We start from the raw sequence: 17362 nt of genomic DNA, 5'->3' as shown, positions 1-17362 counted from the left end.
AGGCCTTCAAGTAGGTAGAATGCCGCAACCCCCACAGCCGCCGGCATCAGTCCATGTCCACCCTAGCAGACAACCTTTCCGCTATTTACGCCCGAATCGCCAGCGCTGCCCAGGCTGCCGGGCGTGATCCGGCCAGCGTCCAGTTGCTGGCCGTGAGCAAGACCAAGCCAGCCAGCGCCATCCGCGAGATCCACGCCGCCGGTGTGTGCGATTTCGGGGAAAACTACCTACAGGAAGCGCTGACAAAGCAGCAGGCTCTCAGCGACCTACCCTTGATCTGGCACTTCATCGGCCCCATTCAGTCGAACAAGACCAAAGCCATTGCCGAGCATTTCGATTGGGTACATTCCGTGGACCGCCTGAAAATCGCCCAGCGCCTGTCGGAGCAGCGCCCGGCCGGGCTGGCGCCACTGAACATCTGCCTGCAGGTGAACGTCAGCGGCGAAGACAGCAAGTCCGGCTGCGCACCCGCCGACCTGCCGACCTTGGCCAAGGCGGTAGCAGCACTGCCCAACCTGCGCCTGCGCGGGCTGATGGCCATCCCGGAACCTACCGATGACCGCGCCGCCCAGGAAGCCGCCTTCGCCACCCTGCGCCAGTTGCAGGAAGGCCTGGGCCTTGGCCTGGACACCCTGTCCATGGGCATGAGCCACGACCTGGAAGCGGCCATCGCACAGGGTGCGACCTGGGTGCGTATCGGTACCGCCCTGTTCGGTGCCCGCGACTACGGGCAGCCCTGATTCCATGCTTTACTCACTCTTTCCCACAAGGACCTGACATGAGCAAGACTCGTATTGCCTTTATCGGCGCCGGCAACATGGCCGCCAGCCTGATCGGTGGTCTGCGTGCCCAGGGCCTGGACGCCTCGCAGATCCGCGCCAGCGACCCGGGCGCCGAGACCCGCAGCCGCATCCAGGCCGAGCACGGCATCGAAACCTTCGAGAGCAACGCCCAGGCCATCGACGGCGCCGACGTCATCGTCCTGGCGGTCAAACCGCAGGTCATGAAAGCCGTGTGCCAGACCCTGCAACCGAACCTGCAGGATGGCCAGCTGATCGTTTCCATCGCCGCCGGCATCACCTGCGCCAGCCTGCAAAGCTGGGTCGGCGCTCGCCCGGTGGTGCGCTGCATGCCCAACACCCCGGCACTGCTGCGCCAGGGCGTAAGCGGCCTGTACGCCACCGCGGAAGTATCCAGCGAACAACGCCAGCAGGCCGAACAACTGCTGTCGGCCGTGGGGACCGCCCTGTGGCTGGAGCAGGAGCAGCAACTGGACGCCGTGACTGCCGTTTCTGGCAGCGGCCCGGCATACTTCTTCCTGCTGATCGAAGCAATGACCGCGGCAGGTGAAAAGCTTGGTCTGCCACGTGAAACCGCCTCCCAGCTGACCCTGCAGACAGCCCTGGGCGCCGCACGCATGGCGGTTGCCAGCGATGTCGATGCCGCCGAACTGCGCCGGCGTGTCACATCGCCTGCCGGCACCACCGAAGCGGCGATCAAGTCGTTCCAGGCCAGCGGCTTCGAAGCCATTGTCGAACAGGCGCTGCAGGCTGCGGCTACGCGTTCCGCCGAGCTGGCCGAACAACTGGGCAAATAAGGAGCCTTAGATGAATGCACTGTCCGGCGCCGCGATCTTCGTGGTGCAAACCCTGGTCAGCCTGTATCTGGTGATCGTCCTGCTGCGCTTCGTCCTGCAGCTGGTCAAGGCCAACTTCTACAACCCGCTGTGCCAGTTCGCCGTGCGTGCCACGCAGCCGCTGCTCAAGCCGATTCGCCGGGTCATCCCCAGCGTCGGTGGGCTGGATACCTCTTCGCTGCTGTTGTCGGTGGTCATCCAGGCGCTGCTGATGGCATTCGTGCTGATGGTGACCTACGGCACCTTCGGTGACATCCTGCACCTGCTGATGTGGGCCATCATCGGTATCACCTCACTGTTCCTGAAGATTTTCTGGGTAGCGATGATCGTCATGGTGATCGTGTCCTGGGTTGCTCCCAACAGCCACAACCCGGCAGCCGAACTGGCCTACCAGATCAGCGAACCAGTGCTGGCACCGTTCCGCCGCATCGTGCCCAACCTGGGCGGCATGGACATCTCGCCGATCTTCGCCTTCCTCGCGATCCAGGTGATCCAGTCGTTCGTAATGCCGCCGCTGGCCGCCTACGCCGGCATGCCACAAGAGCTGTGGCGGATGATCTGAGCCTCACCTGACCCTGGTTGCTTCCAGCGGCAAGCCTCTGCTTGCCGCTGGGGGTAGCGCTCTTTAGACTTACGCCTCCGTCAAGCGTGAGCAGGGTCGATGTCCACTGTCTTTCCCGAAGATTCCGTCGGTCTGGTAGTACCGCAAACCGCCCGGTTCGATGAACCGCTGGCACTGGCCTGTGGCCGCTCCCTGGCCAGTTACGAACTGGTCTACGAGACCTATGGCACCCTGAACGCCAGCGCGAGCAACGCCGTGCTGATCTGCCATGCCCTTTCCGGCCACCACCATGCCGCTGGCTACCATGCCGCCACCGACCGCAAGCCGGGCTGGTGGGACAGCTGCATCGGCCCTGGCAAGCCGATCGACACCAACCGCTTCTTTGTGGTCAGCCTGAACAACCTGGGCGGCTGCAACGGCAGCACCGGCCCCAGCAGCGTCAACCCGGCCACCGGCAAGCCCTATGGCGCCGACTTCCCGGTGCTGACCGTGGAGGACTGGGTGCACAGCCAGGTGCGCCTGGCCGAGCGCCTGGGCATCCCGCAGTGGGCTGCCGTGGTCGGAGGCAGCCTGGGTGGCATGCAGGCGCTGCAGTGGACCATCAGCTACCCCGAACGCGTGCGCCATTGCGTCGACATCGCCTCGGCGCCCAAGCTGTCGGCACAGAACATCGCCTTCAACGAAGTGGCACGCCAGGCCATCCTCACCGACCCCGAATTCCATGGTGGTTCGTTCCAGGACCAGGGCGTGATCCCCAAGCGCGGCCTGATGCTGGCGCGCATGGTCGGCCACATCACCTACCTGTCGGACGACTCGATGGGGGAGAAATTCGGCCGTGAGCTGAAGAGCGACAAGCTCAACTACGACTTCCACAGCGTCGAATTCCAGGTCGAGAGCTACCTGCGCTACCAGGGCGAGGAGTTTTCCGGGCGCTTCGACGCGAACACCTACCTGCTGATGACCAAGGCGCTGGACTACTTCGACCCCGCCGCCGCCCAGGGCGGTGACCTGGCGGCCACCCTGGCCCACGTCAAGGCGGATTACTGCATCATGTCGTTCACCACCGACTGGCGCTTCTCCCCGGCCCGTTCGCGCGAGATCGTCGACGCCCTGATGGCCGCGCGCAAGAACGTCTGCTATCTGGAGATCGACTCGCCTTACGGGCACGACGCCTTCCTGATCCCCACGCCTCGCTACATGCAGGGTTTCTCGAACTACATGAACCGCATTGCCATCTGAGGACAGCATGAGAGCCGATCTGGAAATCATCCACGACTGGATCCCCGCCGGCAGCCGGGTACTCGACCTGGGCTGCGGCAGCGGCGAACTGCTGGCCTCGCTGCGCGACCGCAAGCAGGTCACCGGCTATGGCCTGGAGATCGACGCCGACAACATCGCCGCCTGCGTGGCCAAGGGCGTCAACGTCATCGAGCAGGACTTGGACAAGGGCCTGGGCAACTTCGCCAGCAACAGTTTCGACGTGGTGATCATGACCCAGGCCCTGCAGGCCGTGGAGTACCCTGACCGCATCCTCGACGAGATGCTGCGCGTGGGCCGCCAGTGCATCATCACCTTCCCCAACTTCGGCCACTGGCGTTGCCGCTGGTACCTGGCGACCAAAGGCCGCATGCCGGTTTCGGACTTCATGCCGTACACCTGGTACAACACGCCGAACATCCACTTCTGCACCTTTGCCGACTTCGAGGAACTGTGCCACGAGCGCCGCGCAAAGGTGCTCGACCGCCTGGCCGTGGACCACTTGCACCGCAACGGGTGGGGTGGCCGGCTTTGGCCTAATCTTCTAGGTGAGATCGGCATCTACCGCGTCAGCAGCCCGGGCCTGCAAGAACATCAGCTCGCGGTCTGACGCCCACCGGAGGAATCACCCCATGCGTCGCCTAGCCCTGTTCCTGATCAGCCTGTGCCTGGCCCTGCCGGTACTGGCTGCCGATGCTGCCCGCCCCGAGCGCAAGGAAGTGTTTGGCGACGTGACGGTGCACTACAGCGCGTTCACCTCGAGCATGCTGACACCGGAGGTGGCCGCAGCCACCGGCCTGGTACGCAGCAAGAACCAGGGCGTACTCAACATCGCCGTGCTCAAGGCCAACAAGCCCGCCACGGCTGTGGTCAGCGGCACGGTCAAGGACCTGACCGGGCGCAGCAGCCCATTGTCGTTCAAGCAGATCACCGAACAGGGCGCGGTTTACTACATCGCCCAGTTCAAGATCGACCAGGCAGAGACCGTCACCTTCGACCTGAATATCGAAACCGGCGGCATCAGCAACTCCCTCAGCTTCAACCAGGAAGTGTTCCCAGGCGAATGATGAATTTCCAGCAACTCGTATTGGCCAGCCATAACGCCGGCAAACTCAAGGAACTCCAGGCCATGCTCGGCGCGTCCGTGCAGCTGCGCTCGATCGGCGAGTTCAGCCAGGTCGAGCCGGAAGAGACCGGCCTGTCGTTCGTCGAGAACGCCATCCTCAAGGCGCGCAACGCTGCTCGCATTTCCGGTCTGCCGGCCTTGGCCGATGATTCGGGCCTGGCGGTGGACTTCCTCGGCGGCGCGCCAGGCATCTACTCGGCGCGCTATGCCGACGGCAAGGGTGACGCGGCGAACAACGCCAAGCTGCTTGAAGCACTGAAAGACGTGCCTGAAGCCGAGCGCGGCGCACAGTTCGTTTGCGTCCTGGCACTGGTGCGCCACGCCGACGATCCGCTGCCGATCCTGTGCGAAGGCCTGTGGCACGGGCGCATCATGTTCGAGGCCAGTGGCGAGCACGGGTTTGGCTACGACCCGCTGTTCTGGGTACCGGAGCGCAACTGCTCCAGCGCCGACCTGGCCCCTGTGGACAAGAACCAGCTCAGCCACCGCGCCCGCGCCATGGCCCTGCTGCGCCAACGCCTGGGCCTGGCATGATCGAAACGCTGTCCACCCCCGGCGCGGCAAGTTTCACCAGCCTGCCGCCGCTGGCGCTGTACATCCACATCCCGTGGTGCGTACGCAAATGCCCTTACTGCGACTTCAACTCTCACGCTGCCGGGCCTGAACTGCCGGAGGATGCCTACGTCGCCGCCCTGCTGACCGACCTCGACCAGGAACTGGCCGCCGTGCAAGGACGGCCGATCAGCTCGATCTTCTTCGGCGGCGGGACCCCGAGCCTGTTCAGTGCCGACGCCCTTGGCCGGCTGCTGCGTGGCGTGGAACAACGTATCCCGTTTGCGCCGGACATCGAAATCACCCTGGAGGCCAATCCGGGCACGTTCGAGCAGGACAAGTTCAAGGCCTACCGGCATACCGGCATCAATCGTCTTTCCATTGGTGTACAAAGTTTCCAGCCAGCCAAACTGCAGGCGCTGGGGCGTATCCACAATGGCAATGAAGCGGTCCGCGCCGCCGGCATGGCGCGCGCCGCCGGCTTCGACAACTTCAACATGGACCTGATGCACGGCCTGCCCGACCAGTCGCTCGACGATGCGTTGGGTGACCTGCGCCAGGCCATCGACCTGGGGCCGACGCACCTGTCGTGGTACCAGCTGACCGTGGAGCCGAACACGGTGTTCTGGAACCAGCCACCCGAGTTGCCCGAGGACGACATCCTCTGGGACATCCAGGAGGCCGGCCAGGCACTGATGGCCGAGCACGGCTTCCGCCAGTACGAGGTCTCGGCCTATGCCCAGGCTGGGCGCGCTGCCCGGCACAACCTCAACTACTGGCGCTTTGGCGACTTCATCGGCATCGGCGCCGGTGCCCACGGCAAGCTGACCTTCGCCGACGGGCGTATCCTGCGCACCTGGAAAACCCGCCTGCCCAAGGATTACCTGAATCTGGCCAAGCCGTTCAAGGCCGGCGAAAAGCAGCTCCCAGTCGAAGAACTGCCGTTCGAGTTCCTGATGAACGCCCTGCGCCTGACCGATGGGGTGGAAGCCGAACTGTTCACCCAACGCACCGGTTTGCCGCTGGCACAACTGCATGAGGCACGCCGCGCGGCCGAACAAAAGGGCCTTTTGCAGGTCGAACCGGATCGACTGGTGGCCACGCCAAGGGGCCAGTTGTTCCTCAATGACCTGCTGCAGTATTTCTTGACCTAAGGATGACCCATGGATCTGGTACTTGATTTGCTCGCGACGGTTTCTCGCTGGAGCCGCAGCAACCTGTCGGAGATTTCACTGGCCTTGGTAGGCTGCCTGCTGGTGCTGTTCGGCACCGATATCAAGGGCTGGGTGGAACAGCGCCTGGGCGGCCTGGCGGGCGCCCTGCGCGTACCGTTCATGGCCTTACTGGTTATGATTGGCAGCGGCGCAGCGCTGATCTATGCCACGCCTTGGGTGGTGAAAGGGCTGAGCCAGTTCAACAACTATGCGCTGGCGCCGGTGTTGCTGGTGGTACTGGTGCTGATCGGGGTGGTGGCGGATCGACGGGGCTGAGCCACGGCCTTGCAGGAGCAACTGTCTTGCTCAAAATTTAAATGCGCATGCGGTCACTGTGGGAGCGGGCATGCCCGCAAACACCGGCAAAGCCGGTGCCATCCACCGCGTCGCCTGTTTCGCGGGCACGCCCGCTCCCACAGAAGTCCCGAGCGCTCTTGAGCACAGTCATAAAAAAACCGCCCTTCTCAAGGCGGTTTTTTTTCGCCTGCATTTCTGCAGGCATCAGCATATTGAAAGGCCGATCAGCCGATCAATCCACCTTCTCGAACTTCAAATCCCAAACTCCATGCCCCAGCCGCTCGCCGCGGCGCTCGAACTTGGTGATCGGGCGCTCTTCCGGGCGCGGCACGTAGGTACCGTCAGCCGCACGGTTGCGATAGCCCGGGGCAGCGCTCATCACTTCCAGCATGTACTCGGCATACGGCTCCCAGTCGGTGGCCATGTGGAACACGCCACCGGGCTTGAGCTTGCGTCGTACCAGCTCGGCGAACTCCAGCTGGACGATGCGGCGCTTGTGGTGGCGCGCCTTGTGCCATGGGTCGGGGAAGAACAGCATCAGGCGGTCGAGGCTGTTGTCAGCCACGCAGCGGTTCAGCACTTCGATGGCATCGCAGTCATAAACCCGCAGGTTCTTCAGGCCCTGGGTCAAAACGCCGTTGAGCAGCGCGCCTACACCAGGACGGTGTACTTCCACACCGATGAAATCCTGTTCAGGCGCGGCAGCAGCCATTTCCAGCAGGGAATGGCCCATGCCGAAGCCGATCTCCAGGGTGCGCGGCGCCGAACGGCCGAACACCTGGTCGTAGTCCACCGGGCTGTCGGCCAGCGGCAGGATGTACAGCGGGCCGCCCTGCTCCAGGCCACGTTGCTGGCCTTCAGTCATGCGCCCAGCGCGCATCACGAAACTCTTGATGCGGCGGTGCGGGCGGGCTTCGCCGTCAGTGGTGATCGGCGTATCGTGCGATTCAGTCATCAGGGGCTCTTACTTGATCAGACCATCCAGCGGCGAAGAGGCGCTGGCATAGAGTTTCTTCGGCATACGGCCGGCCAGGTAGGCCATGCGACCGGCAACGATGGCGTGCTTCATGGCCTCGGCCATCAGCACCGGCTGCTGGGCGTGGGCGATGGCCGAGTTCATCAGCACCGCTTCGCAGCCCATTTCCATGGCGATGGTAGCGTCGGACGCCGTACCTACACCGGCATCGACCAGCACCGGCACCTTGGATTCCTCCAGGATGATCTGCAGGTTGTAGGGGTTGCAGATACCCAGGCCGGTACCGATCAGGCCAGCCAGCGGCATGACCGCGATGCAGCCGGCTTCGGCCAGCTGGCGGGCGATGATCGGATCGTCGCTGGTGTAGACCATCACATCGAAACCATCCTTGACCAATACTTCGGCGGCCTTGAGGGTTTCGATCACATTGGGAAACAGGGTTTTCTGGTCGGCCAGCACTTCCAGCTTGACCAGGTTGTGGCCATCCAGCAGTTCGCGGGCCAGACGGCAGGTGCGCACGGCTTCGACCGCGTCATAGCAGCCAGCGGTGTTCGGCAGGATGGTGTAGCGGTCCGGTGGCAGCACATCGAGCAGGTTCGGCTCGCCCGGATTCTGGCCGATATTGGTGCGGCGCACGGCAACGGTGACGATCTCGGCACCCGAGGCTTCGATAGCCAGGCGGGTTTCTTCCATGTCACGGTACTTGCCGGTACCGACCAGCAGGCGCGACTGGAAAGTACGCCCGGCCAGGGTGAAGGGCTTGTCGCTACGAACGTTGCTCATGGTTGTTCCTCGGGAAAAGGTTGCTGGGCTTGCAGGTGAATCGCCGGCCGGAATCAGCCGCCACCGATGGCGTGGACCACTTCGACCTGGTCGCCATCATTCAACAGCGTGCTGTCGTGCTGGCTACGCGGCACGATATCCAGGTTCAGTTCCACCGCGACGCGGCGCCCGGTCAGCTCCAGGCGGGCCAGCAGGGCCGCGACGCTTTCGCCAGCGGGCAATTCGTAAGGTTCACCGTTCAGTTGAATGCGCATGCGCACGGCCACCATTGTTCTTTGGGGCCCGCATTCTAGCGCCGAACCGCCCCGCAACCCAAGGGCGCTGCACGCCATTAGTCGCGATTGTGGACCACTCGGTCAACCGAGCCGCCAGGCTGCCAGGCCCAAGCACAGCCAGCCGGCGAGGAAGCACAGGCCACCAATCGGAGTGATGATGCCCAGCTTGCCCAGGCCGCTGAGGGTCAGCAAGTACAGGCTACCGGAGAACAGCACTATCCCCACGGAAAACAGGCCGCCAGCCCAGCCGACCAGCCGCCCTGGCAGGTGCACCGAGAGAACGGCGACAGCAAAGATGGCCAAGGCATGTACCAACTGGTAGGTCACACCAGTCTGGAAGATCGCCAGATAATCGGCCGTCAGTCGGCTTTTCAGGCCGTGGGCGGCAAATGCACCCAAGGCGACACCGGTGAAGCCGAAAAAGGCGGCAAGCATCAGGAAGCTGCGAAGCATGGGACGACTCCTTGGATCGGGTCTGTATAATGGCCCCTTCCACCCGTACGGCCAAGCCATCGCCATGCTGCCAACCCTTCTCCGCCGCCTCTCCCGCGCCCTGCTCTGGTTCGCTGCTGGCAGCATCGTGCTGGTGCTGGTGTTCCGCTGGGTGCCACCACCCGGTACGGCGCTGATGGTCGAGCGCAAGGTGCAGTCCTGGGTGAATGGCGAGCCGATCGACCTGCAGCGCGACTGGGAGCCGTGGGAGAATATCTCCGATGACCTCAAGGTCGCGGTCATTGCTGGCGAGGACCAGAAGTTCGCCAACCATTGGGGGTTCGACATCCCGGCCATCCAGGCGGCGCTGGCCTACAACGAGCGCGGCGGCAGCATTCGCGGTGCCAGCACCCTGACCCAGCAGGTGGCCAAGAACCTGTTCCTGTGGTCCGGGCGCAGCTGGTTCCGCAAAGGGCTGGAGGCCTGGTTCACCGCGTTGATCGAGCTGTTCTGGTCGAAGGAGCGGATTCTCGAGGTCTACCTGAACAGTGCCGAATGGGGCAAAGGGGTGTTTGGCGCCCAGGCGGCGGCGCGCTACCACTTTGGCGTCGATGCTAGCAGGCTTAGCCGCCAGCAGGCGGCGCAGCTCGCGGCAGTGCTGCCGAGCCCGATCAAGTGGAGCGCCAGCCGGCCGAGTGCCTACGTAGCCAGCCGGGCCAGCTGGATTCGTCGGCAGATGAGCCAGTTGGGCGGGCCCAGCTACCTTATGCAGCTCGACACTTCGCGCAAACTTTGAGCCTTATGGGGCTGCTGCGCAGCCCATCGCGACACAAGGCCGCTCCTACAGGGGATCGCAGTCTCTTGTAGGAGCGGCCTTATGTCGCGAAAGGGCCGCAAAGCGGCCCCAAAATCTCCCAGCCAATAAAAAAGCCGCTCACCCTATCCGGGCCAGCGGCTTTTCCTTGCAGCCAGGGCTCAATCAGGCCGCGATCAGCGCCTTGACCTTGTTCATCGCATTCTTCTCAAGCTGGCGAATCCGCTCAGCCGAAACGTTGTACTTGTCCGCCAGCTCGTGCAACGTGGCCTTCTCCTCTGCCAACCAGCGCTGGTAGAGAATGTCGCGGCTACGTTCGTCCAGCCCTTGCAGTGCTTCGTGCAGGTTGCTGGTGGAGTTGTCGCTCCAGTCGGCATCCTCAAGCTGCACCGCCGGATCGTAGCGGTGGTCTTCCAGGTAATGCGCAGGCGACTGGAAGGCACTGTCGTCGTCAGCTTCCGCTGCCGGGTCGAAGGCCATGTCCTGGCCACTGAGACGGCTTTCCATCTCGCGCACTTCACGCGGCTCCACGCCCAGGCTTTCCGCCACGCGGTGCACTTCGTCGTTGTTCAACCAGGCCAGACGCTTCTTCTGGCTGCGAAGGTTGAAGAACAGCTTGCGCTGGGCCTTGGTGGTGGCCACCTTGACGATGCGCCAGTTACGCAGGATGAACTCGTGGATCTCTGCCTTGATCCAGTGCACGGCGAACGACACCAGGCGCACGCCCATTTCAGGGTTGAAGCGCTTGACGGCTTTCATCAGGCCGACGTTGCCTTCCTGGATCAGGTCGGCCTGGGCCAGCCCGTAGCCGGCATAGCTACGAGCGATATGTACGACGAAACGCAGGTGGGCCATCACCATTTGACGAGCGGCCTCGACATCCTGCTCATAATAGAGACGCTCGCCCAGATCACGCTCCTGCTCGACAGTCAGCAGCGGAATGCTGTTGACCGTGTGCACGTAGGCTTCCAGGTTTGCACCGGGTACCAGGGCATAGGCAGGTTGCAACGATGTGGTCATTCAAGAACCTCCGACTTACAGAACTCACGCCTTGTGGGCGCTGCCAACATTGACCTGGAACGACGGTACAAGTTCCATAGTGAAGAATTTGTCAATGCTGGCACGTAAAAACTATCGCGGCGCCAGCTCGTTCAGATGGCGGGCCACTGCGATCCATGCACCGATATACCCCAACAGCACCGCTCCGATCAAGAGCGACAGACCATCGGACGCCGGCACCCCGCCCAAGGCGAAGTCGCTGCCGTACAGCCCGGACAGCCCTACCACCGCCTCGTTCAGCCAGTTCAGGCCAAACGCCAGTATGCCCCATGCGATCACACCTGCGCCCAGGCCATACAGTGCGCCCATATAGAGGAAAGGCCGCCGTACGTAGGCGTCTGTGCCACCGACCAGCTTGATCACTTCGATCTCGGTACGGCGGTTTTCAATATGTAGACGAATTGTGTTACCGATTACTAACAGCAGGGCAGATATCAGCATCACGGCCAGGCCGAAGACGAAGCGGTCACCCAGCTTGAGAATGGCCGCCAGGCGCTCGACCCAAACCAGGTCGAGTTGCGCAACTTCCACCCGTGGCAGCTCCGACAGGCGCTGACGCAAGGCTTCCAGGGCCGGTTTGTCAACTTCGGTAGGGGTCACCACAACCACGCCAGGCAGCGGGTTGTCAGGAAGTTCACGCAGGGCTTCGCCCAGGCCGGACTGCTGCTGGAACTCCTCCAGCGCCTGCTCGCGGCTGACATACTGCGCGTCAGCCACGCCGGGCATGCCCTTGATCTCGTCGCGCAGCGCCTCGCCTTCGCGGCTGCTGGCATCAAGCTTGAGGTACAGCGAAATCTGCGCGGCGCGCTGCCACGAGCCGCCAAGCTTCTCGACGTTCTTCAGCAGCAACGACAGGCCCATGGGCATGCTCAGCGCCACCGCCATCACCAGGCAGGTGAAAAAGCTGCCGATCGGCTGCTTGCCCAGCCGGCGCAGGCTGTCAGCCAAGCTGGCACGGTGGCTTTCCAGCCAGGCATGCAGCAGCGTGCGGAAATCCGGGCCGTCATCGTCGTCGTGCTTTTTCTTCGCCGGTTGCGGGTCGGCCGGCTTCGGCGCAACCCGCTCGGAAACCTTTGGCGTACGTGTAGTGCTCATTGCCCGGCCTCCCCATCGCCGATCAAGCGGCCGCGCTGCAAGGTCAGCATGCGGTGGCGCATGCGCGCAATCAGTGCCAGGTCGTGGCTGGCGATTAATACCGTGGTACCCAGGCGGTTGATGTCCTCGAACACCCCCATGATCTCCGCGGCCAGGCGCGGGTCGAGGTTACCGGTGGGTTCGTCGGCCAGCAGCAGGGCTGGCTGGTGGACGATGGCGCGGGCGATGCCCACCCGCTGCTGCTGCCCGGTGGACAGATCGGCAGGAAACAGCTCGCCCTTGTCGGCCAGCGACACACGCTCCAGCGCCGAGTCCACGCGCTTGGCAACCTCGGCCTTGGACAGGCCGAGAATCTGCAACGGCAAGGCAATGTTGTTGAACACGGTACGGTCGAACAACAGCTGGTGATTCTGGAACACCACGCCGATCTGCCGGCGCAGGAATGGGATCTGCGAATTGCTGATCTGGCCCAGGTCCTGTCCGGCCAGCATCAGCTTGCCGCTGGTCGGGCGTTCCATGGCCAGCAGCAGGCGCAGCAAGGTGCTCTTGCCCGCGCCCGAGTGGCCGGTGACGAACAGGAATTCGCCCCGGCGCGCCCGGAAACTCAGCTCATGCAAACCCACATGACCATTGGGATAGCGCTTGGCAACCTGTTCGAATCGGATCATGTTCAGTCTCGCTCGGCGAACAGAGCCTTGACGAACGGCTCGGCTTCGAAGGTACGCAGGTCGTCGATGCCTTCACCGACACCGATGAAGCGGATCGGCAGCTTGAACTGCTTGGCTAGGGCGAAGATCACCCCGCCCTTGGCAGTGCCGTCCAGCTTGGTCAGGGCCAGGCCGGTCAGTTCGACGCTCTGGTTGAAGTACTTGGCCTGGCTGATGGCATTCTGGCCGGTGCCCGCATCGAGTACCAGCAGCACTTCGTGCGGCGCCTCGGCGTCGAGCTTGCCGATGACCCGGCGGACCTTCTTCAGCTCTTCCATCAGGTTGTCTTTGGTGTGCAGACGGCCAGCGGTGTCGGCGATCAGCACATCGACACCACGAGCCTTGGCGGCCTGTACGGCATCGAAGATCACCGAAGCGGAGTCGGCGCCGGTGTGCTGGGCGATCACCGGGATCTGGTTACGCTCGCCCCACACCTGCAGCTGCTCGACCGCAGCAGCACGGAAGGTGTCGCCAGCAGCCAGCATCACTTTCTTGCCTTCGAGCTGCAGCTTCTTGGCCAGTTTGCCAATGGTGGTGGTCTTGCCGGCGCCGTTCACACCGACCACCAGGATTACATAGGGCTTGTTCTGCGCCTGTACCACCAGCGGCTGCTCGACCGGGCGCAGCAGCGCAGCCAGTTCTTCCTGCAACGACTTGTACAGGGCATCGGCGTCGGCCAGCTGCTTGCGGGCAACCTTCTGGGTAAGGTTCTGGACGATGGTCGATGTGGCTTCCACACCAACGTCGGCAGTCAGCAGGCGGGTTTCGATCTCGTCGAGCAGGTCGTCGTCGATGACCTTCTTGCCCAGGAACAGGCTGGCCATGCCCTCGCCGATGCTGGCACTGGTCTTCGACAGGCCCTGCTTGAGGCGGGCGAAGAAGCCGGGCTTGGCCTGCTCGGCCTGTGCGGCGACCGGGGCTGCAGCCACAGGGGCAGCAGGCTCTGGTGCTGGGCGTTCCGGGATGGCGGGCGGCGCTTTGGGCTCCAGATCCGGCACCAGGGCCACGGGCTCTTCGGCAACCGGCAGCACCAGGTTGCTGACCGGTGCGGCCGATTCGACGACCGGGGCTGGCTCGACCGGCGCCGCCTGCAAGGGCATTGACGCGACCGGATGCGGTGCAGGTGCCACCAGCGGCGGGGACGCGACCGGCTCGGGTTCAGGAGCCTGCAACGGTTGGGAAGCGACCGGTTCGGGGACAGGGGCCTCGACCACCGGGGATTGGACGGGTGCGGCGACCTGCTGCGGTTCTGTCAGCGGCGGAGCCGCAGGGGCCTGAACCGGTTCAGGGACCTGTGGCACTTCGGCGGTAGAACCCTCGACCGGAGCGGCTGCAGGCTGCTCAACGGCTGGCGGTTCATCCGCGGGCACTTCCGTTGCCACAGGTTGCTGCGGTTTCTTGCGAAACCAGCTGAACAGGCCTTTCTTCTCACCAGCCTCGGCTGGCGCTTTTTTGTCGTCGTTGGAACCAAACATGGAAGACGGCTATCTCAGGGTAGCGATGGGCCAGCTATGGCGCATCGGGAATTCTCTCTACGCAGAACAGACTATCTTGAAGCCGGCTGGTTCATGCGCAACGTTTTGTCTTAGTGTCCTGCGGGCCAGAACGGCGACAGGCATGGTCGCCAGGCAACCGGATCAGTATCCTAGCACCTCCTGGCCCGCCGACGCTAAACCAGCGGGCCGCCGAACAGGTTAAACACCGTATGAATGCTCTAGCCCGCCGCGCCGCTGGCCTGTTGCTCGGCACGCTCTGCCTGCCGCTCGCGGCTTTCGCCGCCGATGTGCAACCCACCCACGAATTCATCCTCGACAACGGCCTGAAAGTAGTCGTGCGCGAGGACCACCGCGCCCCGGTTGTGGTCTCGCAGATCTGGTACAAGGTTGGCTCAAGCTACGAAACCCCTGGCCAGACCGGCCTGTCCCACGCGCTGGAACACATGATGTTCAAGGGCAGCGCCAAGGTCGGCCCTGGCGAGGCCTCACGTATCCTGCGTGACATTGGCGCCGAAGAAAACGCCTTCACCAGCGACGACTACACCGCCTATTACCAGCTACTGGCCCGCGACCGCCTGCCAGTGGCCCTGGAACTGGAGGCCGACCGCCTGGCCAGCCTGCGCCTGCCCGTCGACGAGTTCAGCCGCGAAATCGAGGTAATCAAGGAAGAACGCCGCCTGCGCACCGACGACCAGCCCAACGCCAAGGCGTTCGAGCTGTTCCGCGCCATGGCCTACCCGGCCAGCGGCTACCACACCCCGACCATCGGCTGGATGGCCGACCTGGAGCGCATGAAGGTCGAGGAACTGCGCCACTGGTACGAATCCTGGTACGCCCCCAACAATGCCACCCTGGTGGTAGTCGGCGATGTCACCGCCGATGAAGTCAGGGGCCTGGCGCAAAAGTACTTCGGCAGCATCCCCAAACGTGCCGTGCCGCCGGCCAAGTTGCCGCTCGAACTGGCCGAACCAGGCCAGCGCCAGCTGACCCTGCACGTGCGCACCCAGTTACCGAGCCTGATCTACGGTTTCAACGTACCTGGCCTGTCCACTGCCAAGGAACCGCGTACGGTGCATGCCCTGCGCCTGATCTCGGCGCTGCTCGACGGCGGCTACAGCGCTCGCATGCCGGCACGCCTGGAACGTGGTCAGGAGCTGGTGGCCGGTGCTTCGTCCAGCTACAACGCCTTCACCCGCGGCGACAGCCTGTTCCTGATCTCGGCCACGCCGAACGTGCAGAAGCAGAAAACCCTCGCCGATGTCGAGAAAGGCGTCTGGCAGCTGCTGGATGAACTCAAGACCACCCCTCCAAGCGCCGAAGAGCTGGAGCGCGTACGCGCCCAGGTCATCGCCGGCCTGGTCTACGACCGCGATTCCATCAGCAGCCAGGCCACCACCATCGGCCAGCTGGAAACCGTAGGCCTTTCCTGGAAGCTGATCGACAGCGAGCTGGACGAACTCAAGCGCGTTACCCCGCAGGACATCCAGAACGCCGCGCGCACCTACTTCACCCGCGAACGCCTGAGCGTTGCCCATGTATTGCCCGAGGAGTCCGCTCATGAGTGATCGCCGCGCACCACGCCCAACCCTGCTGGCCACGGGCATTCGCGCCCTGGCGCTGGCAGCGGTGCTGGCCGCCCCGGCCATGGCCGACAACGCCGCCAAGGCCGATACCAACGCGGCACGCCCGGCCAACACCTTGCAGTCTCTGGCCGAGCTGGATGGCAAGGCGCCCAGCCGGCGCCAGTTGAACATCCAGCACTGGAACACCGCTGAAGGCGCCCGGGTATTGTTCGTCGAGGCCCGCGAACTGCCGATGTTCGACCTGCGCGTCACCTTCGCTGCCGGCAGCAGCCAGGATGGCGACACGCCAGGCCTGGCCGCCCTGACCAACGCCATGCTCAACGAGGGCGTGGCCGGCAAGGACGTGACTGCCATCGCCGAAGGCTTCGAGGGCCTGGGCGCCGACTTTGGCAACGGTTCCTATCGCGATATGGCCGTGGCCTCGCTACGCAGCCTCAGCGCCAAGGACAAGCGCGAGCCAGCACTCAAGCTGTTCACCGAGGTGACCGGCAAGCCTACCTTCCCCGAGGACGCCTTCAAGCGCATCAAGAACCAGATGCTGGCCGGCTTCGAATACGAGAAGCAGAACCCCGGCAAGGTCGCCAGCAAGGCGTTGTTCGCCAACCTCTACGGCGACCACCCCTACGCACACCCGAGCGATGGCACCGCCGAGAGTATCAATGCCATCAGCCTGGCACAGCTGCGCGCTTTCCATACCAAGGCCTACACTGGCGGCAATGCGGTCATTGCCCTGGTTGGCGACCTCAGCCGTAGCGAGGCCGAAGGCATAGCTGCCCAGGTATCCGCCGGCCTGCCCAAGGGCCCGGCACTGGCAGCACCGGCACAACCCGCTGAAACCTACCCGAGCCTCAACCACATCGATTTTCCGTCGTCACAGACTCACCTGATGCTCGCCGCATTAGGTATCGACCGCCAGGATCCGGATTGGCCAGCGCTGTCGCTGGGCAACCAGATTCTCGGTGGTGGCGCCTTTGGTACCCGATTGATGAGCGAGGTGCGCGAGAAGCGCGGCTTGACCTACGGCGTGTACTCGGCATTCAGCCCGATGCAGGTACGGGGCCCGTTCATGATCAACCTGCAAACCCGTGCCGAGCTGAGCGAAGGCACCCTCAAGCTGGTGCAGGGAATTCTCGCCGACTACCTCAAGACCGGCCCTACCCAGCAAGAACTGGACGACGCCAAGCGCGAGTTGGCCGGAAGTTTCCCACTGTCCAATGCAAGCAATGCGAGCATCGTCGGCCAACTGGGCGCCATCGGTTTCTACAACCTGCCACTGACCTGGCTGGAGGACTTCATGCAGCAGTCCCAGGCACTCACGGTCGAGCAGGTCAAGGCAGCCATGAACAAACACCTGTCAGCGGATAAACTGGTGATGGTCACCGTGGGCCCGAAAGTGCCACAGAAGCCGCTGCCTGCCCCCACTGACAAGCCCTCCGAGCAGCCGCTCGGGGTACCGGAGCACTAATGCCAAGATCCACCCCTCCCGCCCGCCCGCAAC

The 17362-nt window shown here is 63.7% G+C and carries 20 protein-coding genes; 12 read left to right on the top strand and 8 right to left on the bottom strand.

What is annotated here, in order from left to right; genetic code table 11:
• Nucleotides 1-53: 53 nt before the first annotated feature.
• From CAF92_RS22985 to CAF92_RS22945, 9 genes are all read left to right on the top strand, one after another.
• Nucleotides 54-740: a YggS family pyridoxal phosphate-dependent enzyme gene (locus tag CAF92_RS22985; RefSeq protein WP_085602016.1), complete on the top strand. Its 687-nt coding sequence runs from the start codon at nt 54-56 to the stop codon at nt 738-740.
• A 38-nt stretch (nt 741-778) separates the two neighbouring features.
• A complete protein-coding gene (gene proC, locus CAF92_RS22980; RefSeq protein WP_046613542.1) occupies nt 779-1597 on the top strand; it encodes a pyrroline-5-carboxylate reductase in 819 nt (272 codons plus the stop codon).
• A 10-nt stretch (nt 1598-1607) separates the two neighbouring features.
• Nucleotides 1608-2198, top strand: a complete 591-nt coding sequence (locus CAF92_RS22975; RefSeq protein ID WP_013974619.1) for a YggT family protein — start codon at nt 1608-1610, stop codon at nt 2196-2198.
• A gap of 99 nt (nt 2199-2297) precedes the next feature.
• Nucleotides 2298-3437: a homoserine O-acetyltransferase gene (locus CAF92_RS22970; protein ID WP_085602015.1), complete on the top strand. Its 1140-nt coding sequence runs from the start codon at nt 2298-2300 to the stop codon at nt 3435-3437.
• Between the two features lie 7 nt (nt 3438-3444).
• Complete coding sequence (gene metW / locus CAF92_RS22965; protein ID WP_015272149.1) at nt 3445-4065, top strand: methionine biosynthesis protein MetW; 621 nt, start codon at nt 3445-3447, stop codon at nt 4063-4065.
• A gap of 22 nt (nt 4066-4087) precedes the next feature.
• A complete protein-coding gene (locus tag CAF92_RS22960) occupies nt 4088-4522 on the top strand; it encodes a DUF4426 domain-containing protein (RefSeq protein WP_046613544.1) in 435 nt (144 codons plus the stop codon).
• Nucleotides 4519-5115 (top strand): RdgB/HAM1 family non-canonical purine NTP pyrophosphatase, encoded by a 597-nt coding sequence (gene rdgB / locus CAF92_RS22955; protein WP_046613545.1) that lies wholly within the window; start codon nt 4519-4521, stop codon nt 5113-5115. Before CAF92_RS22960 ends, rdgB begins: the two co-directional genes overlap by 4 nt.
• Complete coding sequence (gene hemW, locus CAF92_RS22950) at nt 5112-6287, top strand: radical SAM family heme chaperone HemW (RefSeq protein WP_085602014.1); 1176 nt, start codon at nt 5112-5114, stop codon at nt 6285-6287. Before rdgB ends, hemW begins: the two co-directional genes overlap by 4 nt.
• A 9-nt stretch (nt 6288-6296) precedes the next feature.
• A complete protein-coding gene (locus tag CAF92_RS22945) occupies nt 6297-6623 on the top strand; it encodes a DUF3392 domain-containing protein (protein WP_003257821.1) in 327 nt (108 codons plus the stop codon).
• Nucleotides 6624-6876: 253 nt separating this feature from the next.
• Here CAF92_RS22945 and trmB read toward each other — a convergent pair whose 3' ends face one another.
• The 4 genes from trmB to CAF92_RS22925 all read right to left on the bottom strand — a co-directional run bounded on the left by trmB (nt 6877) and on the right by CAF92_RS22925 (nt 9131).
• Nucleotides 6877-7599, bottom strand: a complete 723-nt coding sequence (gene trmB / locus CAF92_RS22940) for a tRNA (guanosine(46)-N7)-methyltransferase TrmB (protein ID WP_085602013.1) — start codon at nt 7597-7599, stop codon at nt 6877-6879.
• Nucleotides 7600-7608: 9 nt separating this feature from the next.
• On the bottom strand, nt 7609-8403 hold the full coding sequence (locus tag CAF92_RS22935) for a thiazole synthase (RefSeq protein WP_013974625.1): 795 nt from the start codon (nt 8401-8403) through the stop codon (nt 7609-7611).
• Between the two features lie 53 nt (nt 8404-8456).
• On the bottom strand, nt 8457-8657 hold the full coding sequence (thiS, locus tag CAF92_RS22930; RefSeq protein ID WP_003257817.1) for a sulfur carrier protein ThiS: 201 nt from the start codon (nt 8655-8657) through the stop codon (nt 8457-8459).
• Between the two features lie 102 nt (nt 8658-8759).
• A complete protein-coding gene (locus CAF92_RS22925; protein WP_046613548.1) occupies nt 8760-9131 on the bottom strand; it encodes a DUF423 domain-containing protein in 372 nt (123 codons plus the stop codon).
• A gap of 64 nt (nt 9132-9195) precedes the next feature.
• Here CAF92_RS22925 and mtgA point away from each other — a divergent pair, with 64 nt between their 5' ends.
• Nucleotides 9196-9906, top strand: coding sequence for a monofunctional biosynthetic peptidoglycan transglycosylase (mtgA, locus tag CAF92_RS22920; RefSeq protein ID WP_046613549.1), 711 nt, complete (start codon nt 9196-9198; stop codon nt 9904-9906).
• 183 nt (nt 9907-10089) lie between these two features.
• Here mtgA and rpoH read toward each other — a convergent pair whose 3' ends face one another.
• The 4 genes from rpoH to ftsY all read right to left on the bottom strand — a co-directional run bounded on the left by rpoH (nt 10090) and on the right by ftsY (nt 14260).
• On the bottom strand, nt 10090-10944 hold the full coding sequence (gene rpoH, locus CAF92_RS22915) for an RNA polymerase sigma factor RpoH (RefSeq protein WP_046613550.1): 855 nt from the start codon (nt 10942-10944) through the stop codon (nt 10090-10092).
• Nucleotides 10945-11055: 111 nt separating this feature from the next.
• Entirely contained in the window at nt 11056-12078 is a 1023-nt protein-coding gene (gene ftsX / locus CAF92_RS22910; RefSeq protein ID WP_046613551.1) for a permease-like cell division protein FtsX, read from the bottom strand.
• Nucleotides 12075-12746 carry a cell division ATP-binding protein FtsE gene (ftsE, locus tag CAF92_RS22905; protein ID WP_013974630.1) on the bottom strand — a complete coding sequence of 224 codons (672 nt, stop codon included), beginning with the start codon at nt 12744-12746 and terminating at the stop codon, nt 12075-12077. The genes ftsX and ftsE overlap by 4 nt, the downstream gene beginning before the upstream one ends.
• 2 nt (nt 12747-12748) lie before the next feature.
• Entirely contained in the window at nt 12749-14260 is a 1512-nt protein-coding gene (ftsY, locus tag CAF92_RS22900; protein ID WP_085602012.1) for a signal recognition particle-docking protein FtsY, read from the bottom strand.
• Nucleotides 14261-14490: 230 nt separating this feature from the next.
• Between ftsY and CAF92_RS22890 the strand changes: the two genes are divergently transcribed.
• Together CAF92_RS22890 and CAF92_RS22885 are read left to right on the top strand one after the other, a co-directional pair.
• Nucleotides 14491-15846 carry a pitrilysin family protein gene (locus CAF92_RS22890; RefSeq protein WP_085602011.1) on the top strand — a complete coding sequence of 452 codons (1356 nt, stop codon included), beginning with the start codon at nt 14491-14493 and terminating at the stop codon, nt 15844-15846.
• Nucleotides 15839-17329: a pitrilysin family protein gene (locus tag CAF92_RS22885; RefSeq protein ID WP_085602010.1), complete on the top strand. Its 1491-nt coding sequence runs from the start codon at nt 15839-15841 to the stop codon at nt 17327-17329. Before CAF92_RS22890 ends, CAF92_RS22885 begins: the two co-directional genes overlap by 8 nt.
• The last annotated feature ends 33 nt before the right edge of the window (nt 17330-17362 follow it).

Source organism: Pseudomonas sp. B10(2017), assembly GCF_002113295.1.
Lineage (GTDB): Bacteria > Pseudomonadota > Gammaproteobacteria > Pseudomonadales > Pseudomonadaceae > Aquipseudomonas > Aquipseudomonas pudica.
This window is presented reverse-complemented; position numbering and strand designations above follow the sequence as displayed.